This window comes from Pseudoalteromonas sp. BMB, from assembly GCF_001709235.1.
GTDB classification, from domain to species: domain Bacteria; phylum Pseudomonadota; class Gammaproteobacteria; order Enterobacterales; family Alteromonadaceae; genus Pseudoalteromonas; species Pseudoalteromonas maricaloris.
This window is the reverse complement of sequence record NZ_MBQA01000170.1, coordinates 12,521-29,814: the sequence shown is the minus strand read 5'-3', so window position 1 is coordinate 29,814 and position 17,294 is coordinate 12,521. Positions and strand designations below refer to the sequence as shown.

The following is a 17,294-nucleotide window of genomic DNA, read 5'->3' as shown; positions in this document are numbered from 1 at the left end:
CATTACAAGTCCATCTCCGTCATAGATTTATCACTTAGCGCAGCACTCAAATCTCGGTCGCTCACAATATCACTGACTTTCTCTACGTTTGGAGTCTGCGTCTCCACCGAAATAGCATCATGAGCTTGTTTTAGCGCTTCTATACACTCAGCAAGCTCTGCAATACAGGCGTGCTCAAAGATGTCGCCAATGGTCAATTTAATATTGAAAGCTCGGTTGAGTCTCGATACCAACTGCATACCAATCACCGAATTGCCGCCGCTATCCACAAAACGTGCTGTGACGCCCAACTGCTCAACAGGGAGAAGCGCTATATAATGTTGATGCAGCTGTTTTTCTGTTTCAGTGCGAGGAGCCAACGTGCATATTTCTGATACTGGCTCAACAGCAGGCATTGGTAGTGCTTTTCGGTCGCGCTTACCATTTGGTGTCATCGGCCATTGACTTAACCAAACAAAATGCTCAGGCACCATGTAACTTGGTAACCATTCACCGAGCGCTTGGCGCAGCCGAGGCGAAGACCACTCGGTTGATAGCTCACCATCATCAATCATATAACCACACAGACATGGGCCAGTTTCTAGTGTTTGCACGCAAACATCGACTTCACTAGTATTGAGTATCCGCCCCAAATGATGGCTAATATCGCCAAGCTCTATACGATGACCATGGAGTTTAATTTGATTATCTAAGCGTCCTTTTACTTCAAAGCGGCCATCAACTAAACGCCTCGCTTTGTCTCCCGTCTTGTATAAGCGGCGGCTAATGGAAGCTGTAAATTGATGATTGATAAAACGCTGCTCGGTCAGCTCCGCTTGATGTAAATAACCCATAGCAACACCACTACCACCAATGTATAACTCACCCCATACGCCATCGGGTAAAGGCAACCCTTCACCATGACACTCGGTAGGGAGCACAAATAAGCTGGTATTTTGTATCGCTTTACCAATGGTTACCTCTGCGGCATTGTCGATATGTGCCACCGCCGACCAAATCGTGGTTTCGGTTGGCCCGTATAAGTTATAAACCGCTTTGCTGTGACTAAGTAACTGCGCGGCCAGTGCCTGAGGTAAAGACTCACCGCCACTCCATACTTTGATGCCAGAGGTACATGCTGGCGCCGCATTTAGCAGTAATTGCCATAACGTTGGCGTTGCCTGCATCACAGTTACCTGTTGCTGCTCGATAAGCGCGCCAAGCACAGCAGGATCGCTAATACTTTCATCACTTGCCAGCACCACAGACGCACCAACCAGTAATGGCCCAAACAACTCTAGCAAGGCAATATCAAACGCCACCGTGGTGATGGCCAATAAGCGGTCATCCGCCACCAGCCCCGGCTCACGACACATAGATGCAAGCAGATTAGCAAATGCCCCGTGATTGACTTCAACGCCCTTGGGTAACCCCGTGGAACCAGAGGTATAAATGACGTAAGCACGCTGCTGAGCTTGAATTAGCAAGCTTGGGCTGCGAGTCGAACTTTTGGCAATGTCTTCTGCATCGCTATCCATACAGACTCGTTTGAAACGACCGAGATTGAATAACGCAGACTCTGCACTGCTGGCATCACACAGCACAACACTCACTTTGGCATCCTCTAAGATATGCGCGATACGCTCATCGGGGAACGTTAAATCAAGCGGTAAAAATGCCGCTCCAGCTTTCATCACCGCCATGAGTGCTATCAACAGCTCCGCCCTGCGTGGTAATGCCACCGCCACGATACTATTGGGCGTTACCTGCTGCTTCATCAAGTAGTGAGCGAGCTGGTTAACACGCGTATCTAGCGCCTCATAACTGAGACTCACATCATCCGTTACCAGTGCCGTACGTGCACTGCAACGCGACACATTGTGCTGCCAAGTTTCAACAAAACTCGTCGCGACCTTAACCGATTTCTCTTGCTGTAGCGGTAACTCAACCAATCGATACACATCATCACTACTTTGTATCAACTCATTTTGAGCCCCTATCGGTGTGTTGCCTTGAACCTGCGACAGCAAATGGACAAACTTAGCCACATACTGGGTCATTAATTCAGTATCAAATTTCGCCGTGTGATATTCCACTAACAGTGACCACTGCCCCGCAACACAGGTCATATTTGTCGTCAGTTCAAATTGGCCAAATTTAGCTACACTTGGCTGCACTTCAACTTCTAGCCCATTAAAACTCGGCAAAGTGGTAACTTTATCTAGATTAAACAAAGTGCTAGGTAGAATTAGCTGATCATCGGCAAGCCTTGCATACGGATGAGTTTGGTGATCAAAGGCATCAAGTAAAGTATTTTGCACCCGCTGTACCAGCTCACCGATAGTGCTAAGGCCTGCTATATCCACCACAATGGGTAAGATATTGGTGCAATAACCCAGTAAGGCTTGGTCGAGTAACTCAGGCTCAAACTGCGATGCCAGTCGTTGCCTATCTGATACCGGCACTCCTACACTTATTACCGCCTGACCGCTTAACTTGTGTAGCCACAAGCAATAAAGTGCAAGCATGGTTGCAAATTGCCCACAACGCAAAGATTGAGCAAGGGTCTCAGTGTTTCGGATTGCACTCGATGAAATGGGTAATGTGAGCTGATTAACTTGGTATGAAGCCACGCTCACCGTCGTTGATTTTGGCAGCGCAAGTGGTGTTGAACTCGCTAAGCACTGGTGCCAAAAAGCTTGGTTTTTTGCAGCTTCCGGTGAATGCGAATATGCCTGCAGGCTATCAACGTAATGATTAAAGGAGACAGCTCGGCTTGCCACCTCATTTTGTTTTGCATCTTGATTGTAGCGCTCAGCGATTGCTGCCAATACCATTTGTAGTGAAAGCCCATCGCAGATCACATGATGGGCCACCACACTTAAATAGTGCTGCGCTTTGCCATCACTCAACAGCGTCACTCTACAAAGTGGGTCTTTTGCAAAGTCAAATGGTTGATAACGCAGCGCGGATAACCGCGTTTGCAATGTTACTTGGTCGTCCTCACTCCATGGCTCAACATGCAACTCGGCTTGTTCCACTCGGCAATATTGCATTAAGCGGTCACTATCGACACCAAAACGCAAGATTGGGAAGTCGCGGCAGACCGCGCTAACGGCTTGCTTCAGCCGCGCTAAATCGAGCTTACCTGAGAGCTTTACTGTCGCTTGTAATTGATATGCACTCGCCCCTTCGCTAGAGGTCAACGCCATCGCTAATAGCTGCTGCTGGCTATGACTAAGTGGAAATGCAGCATCGTCATCACTTGGGCTCACTTCACCAAAATAACCCGCACGTTTTAAGCTAAGTACACTAGCTTCAACTGCGTTTATCACCGCTGCAATGTCTTCATCTGTATGGGCGGCGCTGAAAAAGCAGTTTCGTCCTTCCCAGATAAATACACCGCGCTCTAGCATTTCATAAAAGAACACATCAAGATTTTGCGAAAAGCGAAAACGGAATAATGATGCAAACGCTTCTATTCGAATGGGTACGTCATGGGTTTCAAAAAACGCATTGAGATGTGCTTTAAATGCCGCGGTTTTGTCGTTGATCCCTTGTTGTAACGCCGGACCTTGCGACTTAATAGCTTGCAACACTGCTTTGGCGCTCGCCATGGTCATTGGATGTTTGCAGAAAGTCCCGGCAAAGAAGGTAGTATCGGTCAAAGGGTAAGAATCATCTCCGTATTGCCAATTTCCTCCGTCAATGGCATCAAGATAGGTAGCGGCCCCTGCGACCACACCGATAGGCATACCACCACCGACGATTTTGCCGTAGGTTGCCATATCGGCCTTAACCCCTATCAAGCCTTGAACGCCACCTGGATGTGCTCTAAAGCCAGTGATCATTTCGTCAAAAATGAGGGCAATACCATGCGCTTCGGTAAGCGTACGTAGTTTTCGTAAAAACGCCCAAGGCTGATTTTCAGGGTGACGGCTTTGTACCGGCTCAACAATCACCGCGGCAATATGTTGTGCCTCTCGGGTAATAACCTCTAGTGCTTCATCATCACCATAAGGTAAAACGAGATTATCGGCGATTGCGCCATAACGCACTCCGGCACACATTGCCTCTACGCCTTGCTCTGGCGACTCAGTTGCCAAAGTACCATCATAGTGACCATGGTACGCGCCTGAGAACTGAACAATTTTATCGCGTTTGGTCACCGTTCTTGCCAAGCGTAGCGCCGTCATGACCGCCTCTGTACCAGAGTTACAAAACGATGCCCGCTCAAGCCCAGTCAGCTCACAGATAAGTGCAGCAACCTCAGGCGCATCAGGACTTGCAAGTCCAAGTTGCATCCCGGCTTCAAGCTGTTGCGCCAGTGCTGCTTTGATAAAGTCAGGATTATGACCAAATAAGTTAGTACCAAAGTCCATAGTGATATCAATATAGCGATTGTCGTCGATATCCCAGATATATGCGCCCTCACAGCGCTTAGAGAACACCGGATAAAGTAGCTCTTTGCTCGACAGTCTAAAACCTGCCGATGCTCGGCAATCCGCAAGGCGTCCGCGATATTCGCTCACTAGCGCTTTTGAACTGTGCGTTTTCGCAATGTAAGCATCACTCAATGCAGCAAGATGTTGGCGTATGGCTGGGCTGCTATTGGCACGCTGCACTTGTTTTTGCTGTGCGCCTGGTAATACAGATTGGGCGCTGCTTGGCTGGGGTTTTGATACCAAGGTTGCTGTCGAGGTGACAGCACTGCTTTCAACTTTCGCGCCCTGTATATGTCGTAATTGCTGCCCCACCACAGCTTCTAACGCAGCTCTCGCTTCAGCGTTAGTCACTGTGCTTGCCGCCTGCAATTGCGCCTGATAGATAGCGACAAGCGTGTGGTTGTCAGCCTCTACTGCACTCCCTTTTGGCGTATCAGTCGTTATCGATACAGGTGATGGCAAACTGCCAGCTTGCAGAGGACCTTGCGGCACTTTGAGATAATCACTATGGCTTTGAATATAGGCCACTAACTTATCGACATCGCTGAGCTCTTGATAAAATTGACGAACACTAAACTCTAAACCGAATTCCCGCTCATATACTCTAACGGCCTGCATGATCATCAACGAATCAACCCCCATTTCTAGCAAAGGGAGGTTGGTTTGGATAGCATCAGCGGGCATCGACAAGAGTCCCGCTAGGGTATTGAGCACAAAGCTGCGGATCTGAGCATCACGGTCACTTGTATCCACCACAGTCAGAGCTTCGGGCTGTGATTGTTCAGTACCAAAAATCCAGTATGAGCTGCAATCAAATGGATATTGCGGCAAGCTCGCTCTAGCGCTCGGACGATTGCCATACACCTGTTGCCATTCGAGCGCTCCGCCTAAGTCGAGGTATGTGCCCAAACACTCGGCGAACCTCTTGCTGTCATCGCCTTTGGGGTGCAATACATGAGCATAATTGAGCGCTTTGTTATTGCTGTTTTCTTGTAGTAAGCCACTCAAAATAGGTTTGGGACCAAGCTCAATCGCTAAGCCATGCTCTAGTGACTCAAGCGCAGTTACACAGTCAACAAAGCGAACCGGTGCCATAATTTGCTCAACCCAATACTCAGCTGTTGCAATGCGTGCGGTCTCTACTTGCCCCGTCATGGACGAAACAAAAGGCAGCCGAGGCTGTTGGAATCTAACCTGTTCAGCGACTTTCCTAAAGGCGTCTAGCATGGGGTTCATCAGTGGAGAATGGAAAGCGTTTGCAGTATGCAGCGCTTTTACTTTAATTTGCTGTTCTGCAAGTACGTCACTGAGGGCAGTGATTGCTTCATCAGCACCGGAGAATACCACCCCAGCCTCACCATGGAAGGCTGAGATAACCACTTGCCCTTGATACTCGCTCAAGCAACTCTGTGCGGTTATTTCATCACATCTTGCGGCGATCATGCTGCCTTTTATCGCTAATTCATGCATTAGTTGACCACGCGCTGCAATCAACTCAACGCCATCACGAAGCGAGAACACACCCGCAATACAAGCCGCTGCATACTCACCAACACTATGACTGAGTAGCTGGGATGGCTTTACTCCATAATGCATCAATAAGTTTGCCACACTGTATTCGACGGCAAACAAGCTCACTTGCGTCCAACGGGTTTGTGCCAGTAGTTCACTATGCTTTTCATCGAATAACACATCCAACAGGCGTGCACCAAAGCGCTCGCCAATCAGGCTGTCAATTTCATCTAAGTGACTGCGAAACACTGCGTGGTGTTGATATAAAGCGTGAGCCATCAAGGGGTATTGCGAACCTTGTCCGGTGAACAAAAACGCAACTTCTGGAGCAGCATTTGCCGAAGACTGTTCGGCAATAATCGGAATATTCAGTTGCGAAATAAGTGCTTCTCTGCTCGCGCTACTAAACGTTTTATGCACACCTTTAAGCGGTACTTGCTCGGCATTTTGTGCGCAGAAGTCATCAAATGCTTGAGGCGTCAGACTCGACAATCGTTCACTATAGTGACCAACAAGTTGCTGCAATGCAGCTTTCGATTTAGCAGCCAGAGGCAATAGATAAAACGAAGGTGGTGTTACTTCAGCTTGCATTTCTGGTTTAGGCACAGGCGCTTGTGCGCAGATCACATGTGCATTAGTACCACCAAAACCAAAAGAGCTTAATCCAGCGGCTCTTATTCCACCCTGTTGTACAGACCATGTCTGCATGTTTTGCGGCACCATAAATGGGAGCTTTTGCCATGGGATATGCGGATTTAACACCTCACTATAACGCTGCGCAGGAATTTGCCCATGCTGTAAACACAGTAGCGTTTTGATAAGCCCAGCAATACCCGCACCGGATTCAAGGTGACCAATATTCGCTTTTACCGCACCGAGAATAACCGGATCATGACGACTATGGTGCTCTCCATACGTGCGGTTTAATGCTGTGATCTCGATAGGATCGCCAAGCTCCGTACCCGTGCCATGGGTTTCCACATAGTGGATATCTCCCGCCTGCATCTTGGCATTATCAAGGGCGGCATTGATCACAGCCTGTTGCGCGGCACTATTTGGCGCGGTAATGCCATTGCTGCGGCCGTCTTGATTAGTTGCACTGCCTTTGAGTACACCAACAATCGGGTCGTTGTCTGCCATGGCTTGTTGTAGCGGCTTTAACATCACCACCCCAACACCTTCACTTCGCACATAGCCATCCGCTGCCTGTGAAAAGGTTTTGCAATGGCCGTCAGCTGCCAACATTTGTGCGTTTTCACAGGCCTTAGTCACATCATCGCTCAGAATTAGATTAACGCCCGCCACCAATGCCGCGTTTGTTTCTCCATTTCTTAGAGCTTGAATTGCATGATGAAGCGCCACCAGCGATGACGAGCACGCCGTATCAATTGCCACACTTGGGCCGGTAAAATTAAAACTATAAGAAATGCGGTTTGCAGCAATGCTCAGCGCAGTGCCCGTGCCTAAATACGCGGTACTTTTTTGCTGTTGTTGCGACAATAAAAAGTAGTCATTTTGCGATATACCAACATACACGCCAATATCGCTACCAGCGAGCGTGGCGGGTTGGTAACCAGCGTGCTGTATGGCGTGATAAGCCGTTTGAAGCAATAATCTATGTTGTGGGTCGATATGCTTAGATTCAAGTGGCGAGATACCGAATAATGCTGCGTCAAACTCATCGACATTCTCTAAATAGCCACCGAGCCGGTCAGCTTCAAGGTTAGGGCAAAGCTGCTGGCGCTTAGGATCTGGCGTAGTGATCCCATCGCCCTGCTGGCATAACAGCTGCCAAAATGCATTGAGTCCATTTGCTGAAGGATAACGACAGGCCATGCCAATCACGGCAATATCTGTATCCGCAATATCTTCAGTTCGGCGAGAGGCTTGCGTCTTATTCGCTTGCTCAGTGGCGCCTTTCGACTCGTTAAGCTCTGTCTGCCCTAGAGCTTGAGTAAGTGTACTAAACTGACTTAGATACTGGGCTAGTTCGCGAATTGAGGGATATTCGTAAAGTACCGTAGGCTCAAGATCTAGCTCGTGTACTTCCATTAATTCCCCTGAGATCCGTACCGCTTTCATCGAATCTACACCTAATGCCAAGAATGGCGCGTCGATATCCAAACTACGCGCGGGCTTATCTATTTCTTGTGCGACTAACTCTTGTAATAACCGCTGAATTTGCTGTAGTGACGACGAGGGTGATGGCACCTCAGCTTGTTGTGGCGTAGCTTCTTCACGGGCACGCGCAATTACTTCAAAATTATTGGCTACATAACTGCGTTTATTCTCCTGGCGCTGAATTTTACCGCTCGATGTTTTATGAATGCGACCAGGCTTTATCAATACGATGTCATAAGGCGTAATGCCGTGGTGCTCAACTATCGCCGCGGTGATCTGCTGCAATACCTTATCAGTATCTAACTTTCTAAGCGCGGTACGCTTAACTTGTTGCACGATCACCAAACGTTCTTCATCGCCATTGGAAGCTACCGAAAACGCCGCACCACCATTTTGTTCTAAGCTATCGCTTGCTTCTGTAACCGTAAGTTCTATATCTTGCGGGTAGTAGTTTTTACCGCGGAAGATAAGCACGTCTTTGGCGCGTCCTGTAACGAACAATTCCCCACGCTGGATAAAGCCTAAATCACCAGTACGCAGATAAGCCCGCTCGTCAGCACCTTTAATTCTGGCATGAAACGTAGCCTCGGTTGCCGCTTGGTTATTCCAATACCCCTTTGCTACACTTGGGCCAGTTACCCAAATTTCTCCGGTTTCACCATCATTGCAGGCTTCAAAAGACTCAGGGTTAACAATCGCAATGCAATGATCGCCCCAACTCACGCCGGAAGATACGGCGTAATAAGGCTGCTGTTCATCAGCCACATCTAACGCATAAAACGTATCTACTGTATCTTCATCTGCGACTCGTTCGGCTTTACCCTGCTGTAGCTTGGTCGCATCAATACGTAATATCCTTGGCTGTTCTAGAAGACGTCCACCAGTTGCAAATAAGGTGGTTTCTGCCATGCCGTAACAAGGTGCGATACTCTCTCTTTGTAAGCCACACACTTTAAACTTTTGATAAAAACGCTCTAATGTGCTGGCACGCACTGGTTCTGCGCCATTTAATGCCGAGCGCCAATGGGACAAATCTAAGTCTTTAAGATCTTCATCTTTGACGGTGTCCACACACAAGTCATAGGCAAAGTTTGGCGCACTTGACGTTAATGCTTTGGTTTGTGAAAGCAGTTTTAGCCAACGTAGTGGTTTTTGCAGGAAATAAGCCGGATTCATCAGTGCCGCTGTCGCACCGATGTAGATTGGGTGCATAATGCCAAAAATCAGTCCCATATCATGGAAATGAGGCAACCAACTTACAATCGAAGAGTTGCTATCGTGACCAAACGCTTCTTTCATTAGCGCCTGATTATCAAGAATATTGTCGTGGGTTACCATTACGCCTTTAGGTGTGCCCGTCGAGCCTGAGGTATATTGCAAAAATGCCAGTTGCTCACCAAGGAGTTGTGCACGAGGCCACTGTTGAGTGGTCGATTTAAGTGCAATGTTATCGGTAGTAAATAGTGCTAACTGCGCTAGACTTGGCTCAGAATCAAGCAATGGCTTGGCGATTTCATTGATCTTTTCACTGGTAAGCGCACCTTTGGCACCTGCGTCTTCGATGATGGCACGCAGACGATCAACATTTTGATTCTTTTTAGGGGGATAAACCGGTACCGCAATTATCCCTGCGTATAAACAAGCAAAAAAAGCTTCAATAAATTCAAATCCAGAGTTGTACAGTAATAATGCTCTGTCACCCGGTTCAAAATATTCACTCAATGTCTCAGCAATAGAGGCTGCACGCTCATGCAGTTCTTGGTAGGAAATAGTTTTACTTGGTAACGCCTCATCGTAAAAATACTGATAGGCAATATCTTGAGATCGAGTACGCGCTAAACCCGCGAGTATAGTAACAATATTTGTATTCATGCCATCCCCATAACTTGGTTGGGATTCCTTTGGCAACAGCGCGAGCAGTATCAATTTGGCTTGCGACAGTTAACCATCAGTAACGTTGTAAAAAACCAATCAATTACTTAACCGCAACAAACACAGTACCCACTTAAGTAGGAAAACGTTTGTAGGGTATATCTATAAAGGTTAACTAACCGCTAAAACCGCGAGCCAAGTTAATCAACAGCACCTTTTGCTATTTGCTTGCAGCATATATACAACATTGCTGTAATCACTCACTGTCACTTTAACGCTTGAATATGGCAACTTTTTTACCATCCTTGTACGCGAGGGTGACGACATCAAAGTCTCAAATAGAGTTATAAAAAAGACCATACTGAAGCTGGTAAATCACACACAACTTGTGTGGCTTCACATCAACGACTCATGATCTGTACTGAAAAAGGCTAGCACAAGAAACTGATAAATAAACCGCTTTATTAACAAAAAAGTAAATTTATCCATTACACAAGATTACACCGAACCGTTTTTAGGAATTTTTAATTAGGTAGTAACAGGAAAGTCAGAACGATTTGTTTGCTTATTGAACAAACCTCTGTTTTAGAAACACTTTTGGTAGAACTCAAAAATACAATTTAGCCTGATATTGGGATAACTAAAGTAAGACCAGTGCAAGTTTTATATTTATTTACACTGGTCTTACAGCATCAAACTATTACTTTTGTAATGTACTTAATATTACTTTAGCGAAGGCGAGGTAGTGAACGGCTTCACGCCAATCGCTTGGTAAATTTCAGCAGGCTTAAACGCTTGCTCTCCTTTGATCACCAATGTCGCTTTTTGCAGTGCCGTAATATCCTTAAGTGGATCGCCATCGATCAACACTAGATCTGCCACTTTACCTTTGGCAATTGAACCGGTTTGATGTGCAACCCCCATCAATTTGGCGCTTTCTAGCGTTGCCATATTCAGCACATCAGCCGCAGGAATGCCCGCATCAACGTAAAGCGCTAGCTCACGGATCAAGGTAAAGCCTGCAATATTATCCGTTCCAGGTACCATTGGAACACCAGCATCATAGAGCTTTTTCAGCATTTTTTGCATTGCTTCACCCGACTCTTGGTAGCTCAGTTTAAACTGTTCATCAACATGCATCTCAGCCCCTTTTAAACCACGAGCGAATGCAATTGGCATATGCTCTGAAATAGCAGCAAATTCCGGATTGATCTTTTGATCTTCTGCCATCAATAAACTTCTGAATGTAGATACAGTAGGATCCACAACAATGCGCTTATCACTTAGTAGCTTGATGAATGCATTCATCTCTGGACTATCAAGTGATAAGCCAGAGGCTTGCTCTCCCATCAGTGAAAACCGTTTTTGTGTTCTGGTGTCGACTTCTTCACCAGCTAAAAAGTTAAGAAAAAGCATATTAATGTGCTGAATCTCATCATAGCCATTTGCAATGGCTTGCTCTGCCGTCATAAACGCAGGCACGTGACCGCTAAGTCTCAATCCACGACTGTGCGCACGTTCAGAAATAGGCTTTACCCAGTTCGGATCGATAGAAGAATATAGCTTTACTTGAACATAGCCATTATCGGCAAAGAAATCGACCGTCTCGAGTGCTTCTTCCAATGACTTCACACTTAAGCCCGCTGAGTTTTCGCTGTATTTATCCATAAAGCCAGCACGGTACACTCGAGAGCCCAGCACCTGATTGGTGTTAAAGAGCGCTTCAATTTCCATAATATTGTCGTGCTCGTTACCCATGTCCCTAACGCTGGTAACACCGTTCGCAATATTTAAAATACCGTTCTCTTTTGATAAATGACCGTGCATATCCCAAAGCCCAGGGATCAAGGTTTTCCCTTTTCCATCAAGGCTAACCACGCCATTTTGCTTTTTAATATGTTTAGCGATTTCGACAATCTTGCCACCTTTAATCAATACATCATGGTTTTTCAGCAGTTTTTTCTGCTCACCATCAAAGACAGCAACATTTTCAATAAGTAATGCAGGGACATCATGTGTCAGCTTGCTTGCGAGGTTTTCTAAATGCTGCTGTTCGGCTTGTTTTTGGATAGCCTCAAGTTCTTCGAACTGTGCTTTGGTGTAGCCGTCGCGCAAGACATACATTGGCCCCCAACTTTGTGCGAAGTAGTTACCATCGTCGTCATACCATGCAAAATTAGGAGTAAGACTCAGGCCACTCGTTACTAATAGATGGACGGTTTGCTCCCCTAACTTCATCGTTTTCATTTTTTCGATAAGCATTTTACCTTGAGGGTAAACATCTAATTCGTATTTATTATTTTTTAGAACATAACGCATCGTCGCGTTATCTAGTGCAAGGTGGTTATTAGACGGTACGTAGAAATCGAGTGTCGCATCAGCCTTAATGCCTGATTCATTGACACTTTTCCACTGCGCAATGCCTCTGTTATAGCTAAACGTTTCGTCAATTGTGGAGCCAAAAGCAGAACGTCCTTTAAGACTAAAATTGATGGGTAGTCCTTTTTCATTCAACTTTAAGGTTTCATCAATTAAGATCCGACGATTGTTCCAGCCAAACTCAATTTTGGCTTTATAGTTTTGCTCGTCTATTTTTTCTTGGGTTAGTGTGCCTGCTAAGCCCTTTTCTGAGTAAACATTATTGGTAATGGTGTCAGCAAATACCACCCAACTTTGGGTAGTTAAAAGCGCCGCAACGAGTGTCGACAAGGCACTTCGCTTTGTTATTATTTTTGTCATGTTCTTGTTCCTTAAATCTCCGTTTAACAACAATGATATTACATCAAGATAACAAAAAGCGAAGCGCTTTAACTGTTACAATTCGTGTTGATTTCACCACTCAATCAGGCTTTTAGTAACCTGCTGCTTGGCCATCTTTCCTTGTTTCAGATGCACCATAGTACGCTCCAGTTTTACCATCGCGCATAATCGCTTGATAACCGCCATAGGGACCAACTGCTTGTTGTAATTTGTGACCCTTTTTTATCAGCTCTCTACGGGTTTCCATGGAAAAACCAGACTCGAGACTAACATACCCTCCATCAGTCATGATTTCACCGGTTGGTTGCGATGAACCACTATGCAAAATTCGAGGCGCATCGCCCGCTTCTTGTAGATTCATACCAAAATCAATCATGTTAATGAGGATCTGCGCATGCATTTGCGGTTGCGTCGCGCCTCCCATCACGCCATAACTCATCCATGGTTTACCATCTTTTGTGACAAAGGCTGGAATAATAGTGTGAAAAGGTCTTTTTCCCGGCGCATAACCGTTGTAATGATTTTTATCTAACGCAAATAGCTCGCCTCTATTTTGCAAGACAAAGCCAAGCTTAGCTGGAGTCATACCCGAGCCCATACCACGGAAATTACTTTGGATCAGCGACACCATATTCCCTTCTTTATCGGCTGTCGTGAGATAAATGGTATCCCCCTCTACAGGCCCTGCATGATCGCGTTTAGCTGCTTTATTTGGATCAATCAATGCACGCCTTTCGTCAGCATATGCTTGCGAAATAAGCGTCGCGACGGGTATCTCATTAAAGTCTGGATCGGCGTAGTATTTTGCCCTATCTGCAAAGGCGAGTTTTTTTGCTTCAACAAAGGTGTGAATATACTCTGGGCTGTCGAATCCCATTGCCTTGATATCATAGCCTTCTAAAATATTGAGAATTTGCTGGGCGGCAATACCCTGACCATTAGGAGGTAGTTCCCATAACGTGTAGCCGCGATAATCAGCACTTACGGGGTCAACCCACTCACTGTGGTGCTCAGCCAAATCTTGGTAACTTAAGTATCCACCATTGGCCTTCATGTAACGGTCGATTTCTTTAGCAATTTCGCCCTTATAAAAAGCATCGCGGCCTTTCTCTGCAAGTAACTCATAGGTATTAGCGAGTGCCGGATTCTTAAATATCTCCCCCTTTTTAGGCATTTCACCCTCTGGCATAAACACTTCTTTAAATCCGGAATATTGCTCACGGGCCGACACCGAGCGCTGCATATAATAAGCAATCAACTCAGAAACTGGAAAGCCGCTTCTAGCGTAGTCGATACTGGGTTGAAGTAACTGTTTCATTGGCAGTTTGCCAAATTTGTTGTGCAGTTCAAACCAACCATCGACCGCACCGGGCACAGAAACGGGAAGCGGTCCATAGCTTGGAATTGTATCGCCTTGCTGCTGTAACTTTGCTAGCGAAAGGCTTTTTGGTGAACGCCCTGAAGCATTGAGACCAAATAACTTTTGTTGCTTCGCGTCCCACACAATCGCAAATAAGTCGCCACCGATACCACAACCTGTAGGCTCCACTAAGCCAAGCATGGCATTGGCTGCAATTGCAGCATCTATGGCGCTTCCGCCTTGCTTCAATACGTCTATTGCGACTTGGGTTGCCAGTGGTTGAGAAGTTGCCGCCATGCCCTGAGTTGCAATCACCTCAGAGCGGCTAGCAAAAGCTTTTCCGGTGATCCTGTCATAAGCGAGAGCCGCTGAGCTTACTGATGCACAAAGCATACTTACCAGCGTGCATTTAACTACCTTATTCATTATTTTCTCTTTTATTGTTTTCTTTTTAACCAATATAAAAAGCCAAATTGCTTACAGCAATTCATTTGCGGTCAAAGCGAAAGAAAACGAGATTGGACCTAATGCGAAAACTCAACAATCCATTGCCATAGCACTCGCTCTACCACGTGAATATTCGCCCAAATTTGATACAGGTTTTTGCAGCTGGACTACACTAGTGATGGATCACTCTGCAGAAAATAGTAAACGCGTTCATTCGCGTAAGAGCAAGAAGCACGGTCTGGGTAATCGCATTGAAATGAAAATCCTAATCGGGATTGAGGTAATTGAATTGGTTATTTATGAGTAATCGGGTTATTTCTATAAATTTAAAACAAACGCTGACTTGGGGCACGGTACTCTGTGGCTTGGTGATCTCGTCTCTTATTATCTCCATTTCATATGTTAGCCAACGAGACATGCTGCTCGAAAGCTATGAGACAAAACTAAGACAAAATTTAACTCATTTAGGTAAACATCTTTTTACTGAATTTGTGGAGGGCAACAATAATCAAGTTAGCCTGACTCTCGAGGATTATTATTCTGACAGTAAATATAAAGCACTCTTCCTTATTCAAGGAGAAACGCTCATCAACGAGACCCAGCACTCAGCGATTGGACTACAAGTATTTAATCAAGTTATCAGTCAGGCGCAAGCGACAGCAACACTACGCACACTTGACCTCATTGTGGCATTTGACCCTAATCAGCAGCACTTTCTCGCAGCCATTCCCATTTCACCTAAAGTGCCCGTCGCTGAGTCCGCTGATGTAGTTAGGCTGGTTGCTATTTATGACGTAAGCACCGTTTTTCTTTCGTTAAAGCAACAATTGATAACGAAGGCGAGTATTTTAGCGGTGTTTTTGATACTCATCATTATTGCGCTACTAAGCTTTACCCATTACTTCATTCATAAGCCAATCAAAAGACTGATCCAAGTAGGCGATGCATTATCCACAAAGTCTTTGAGCAGTAGAGCCGACATCGTGGGACATGGCGAGCTTGGAGTCCTTGCTAAGCAATTCAATGTCATGGCACAAACGTTAGAGAAAAACTGGCAACAACAATTACAAAGCACTCAGGAATTACAGCGCCGTCACGCTCTTATTAATAGTGTTTTTGAGGCTTTACCGGATATATTCTTTATAATCAATACGGACGGTACCATCTTAGAATGCCATACCGGAAAATCAGACGACTTGTATATGTCGCCTGAGCAGTTTATCAACAAGAAAATGGCGGAGGTACTGCCCTCCCACGCAGCTAAACAATTTAGCCAAGCCATCAAGTCTGCCAATCAGCGCCACCAATTAACCCAAATAGAATATCCACTGACAATTGCTGATCAAGCGAAGCTATTCGAAGCTCGGTTATCTCCTATTCCAGGAACAGATCAGCTAGTTATCGCAGTGCGAGATATCACCGAGAAAAAGCGTCAAGAAGAAGTCATTTTACATCACGCTTTTTATGACTCATTGACCGATTTACCAAATCGCTTTTTAGCGATGGAGCGGCTAGCACAGCAACTGTTTGATGCCGAACGCAACGATGAGCTTGCGGTAGTGTTTTTTATTGATTTAGATGATTTTAAAAGGATCAATGATTCACTCGGACACGAAACGGGGGATCAAATTCTCATCGCTTCAGGAGAAAGGCTCAAGCAATCGCTACGTGAGCAAGATACCGTGTCACGGCTTAGTGGTGATGAGTTTATTGTGTTGATGGGAGGGTTTAAGCACACTGCAGACATTACCTCTGTTGCCGATATGCTCATCAAACTTTTTCACCATCCCATTATTGTCGACGATAAAGATTTTAATATTTCAGTCAGTATAGGCGTTGCTATCTATCCTTTAGACGCGAACTCCCCCCAAGAATTACTTAGCTGCGCTGATACCGCGATGTACAATGCCAAAAGTAATGGTCGCAACAACTACTGTCTATTTAATCAAAAGATGAGTCAACAGTTATCTCGACGCATTGAAATTGAGGAAGCACTGCGCGTAGCACTGAATGAAAACGAGTTAGAAGTGTTTTACCAACCGCAATTTTATATTGAAGACAGTGATGTATTTGGCGCGGAAGCTTTACTCCGCTGGCACAGTAAAACACTGGGTAATGTCTCTCCTGCGGAGTTCATTCCCGTCGCAGAACAAAGCGGTTTGATCATCGACATCGGATTGTTTGTACTCTCAACTGCTATTAACCAAGCACACCAATGGCAGCAACACGTAGACTCCGACATCCGTATCGCAATCAATTTATCACCTAGGCAGTTTAAAGATCCTAACTTATTGAAACAGATAGAGCTATTAGTAAAAGACATCCCGATTGCCAATCGCTTTATCGAGTTGGAGATCACAGAAGGCGTACTGATCTCAGGACAGGCACAGGTAAAACAGACCTTAACCCAATTACATCAGTTAGGGTTTAAATTATCTTTGGATGATTTTGGTACGGGCTATTCGTCACTGAACTATCTCCGTCATTACCCCTTTGATTTACTCAAAATCGACCGCAGTTTTATCAGCGATATGCTCGCCACTCACGAGTCTAAAGCGTTAGTTAAAACCATTATTGCCATGGCGCATAATTTATCGATGAAGGTAGTCGCCGAAGGCGTGGAGACGCTGGAGCAATTACGTTTATTGCAGCAGCTGGAATGTGACTTTGGTCAAGGATATTTGATCAGCAAGCCGCTTTCTGCAGCACAGTTTGAAACCTTTTACCATACTAAGATCGAACCAGTTAAACGCTCTTCTTAGCAAGAAAAATAAAGTGTAAAAGCAACATCGCGCCCG

The 17,294-nt window shown here is 45.7% G+C and carries 5 protein-coding genes; 2 read left to right on the top strand and 3 right to left on the bottom strand.

The window, feature by feature from the left end:
• Positions 1 to 2 precede the first annotated feature (2 nt).
• The 3 genes from BB427_RS14225 to ggt all read right to left on the bottom strand — a co-directional run bounded on the left by BB427_RS14225 (position 3) and on the right by ggt (position 14,475).
• On the bottom strand, positions 3 to 9,929 hold the full coding sequence (locus BB427_RS14225) for a hybrid non-ribosomal peptide synthetase/type I polyketide synthase (RefSeq protein WP_069021369.1): 9,927 nt from the start codon (positions 9,927 to 9,929) through the stop codon (positions 3 to 5).
• Between the two features lie 723 nt (positions 9,930 to 10,652).
• A complete protein-coding gene (locus tag BB427_RS14220; RefSeq protein WP_069021367.1) occupies positions 10,653 to 12,668 on the bottom strand; it encodes an amidohydrolase family protein in 2,016 nt (671 codons plus the stop codon).
• Positions 12,669 to 12,780: 112 nt separating this feature from the next.
• On the bottom strand, positions 12,781 to 14,475 hold the full coding sequence (gene ggt / locus BB427_RS14215) for a gamma-glutamyltransferase (protein WP_069021365.1): 1,695 nt from the start codon (positions 14,473 to 14,475) through the stop codon (positions 12,781 to 12,783).
• Between ggt and BB427_RS14210 the strand changes: the two genes are divergently transcribed.
• Complete coding sequence (locus BB427_RS14210; RefSeq protein WP_069021363.1) at positions 14,453 to 14,803, top strand: hypothetical protein; 351 nt, start codon at positions 14,453 to 14,455, stop codon at positions 14,801 to 14,803. The genes ggt and BB427_RS14210 overlap by 23 nt on opposite strands.
• Positions 14,796 to 17,258: an EAL domain-containing protein gene (locus BB427_RS14205; protein WP_254663639.1), complete on the top strand. Its 2,463-nt coding sequence runs from the start codon at positions 14,796 to 14,798 to the stop codon at positions 17,256 to 17,258. The genes BB427_RS14210 and BB427_RS14205 overlap by 8 nt, the downstream gene beginning before the upstream one ends.
• The last annotated feature ends 36 nt before the right edge of the window (positions 17,259 to 17,294 follow it).

Excerpts from the sequence above, each read along its gene's own strand:
- BB427_RS14225 (WP_069021369.1), bottom strand. The coding sequence starts at position 9,929 with ATGAATACAAATATTGTTACTATACTCGCGGGTTTAGCGCGTACTCGA.
- BB427_RS14220 (WP_069021367.1), bottom strand. The coding sequence starts at position 12,668 with ATGACAAAAATAATAACAAAGCGAAGTGCCTTGTCGACACTCGTTGCG.
- ggt (WP_069021365.1), bottom strand. The coding sequence starts at position 14,475 with ATGAATAAGGTAGTTAAATGCACGCTGGTAAGTATGCTTTGTGCATCA.
- BB427_RS14205 (WP_254663639.1), top strand. The coding sequence starts at position 14,796 with ATGAGTAATCGGGTTATTTCTATAAATTTAAAACAAACGCTGACTTGG.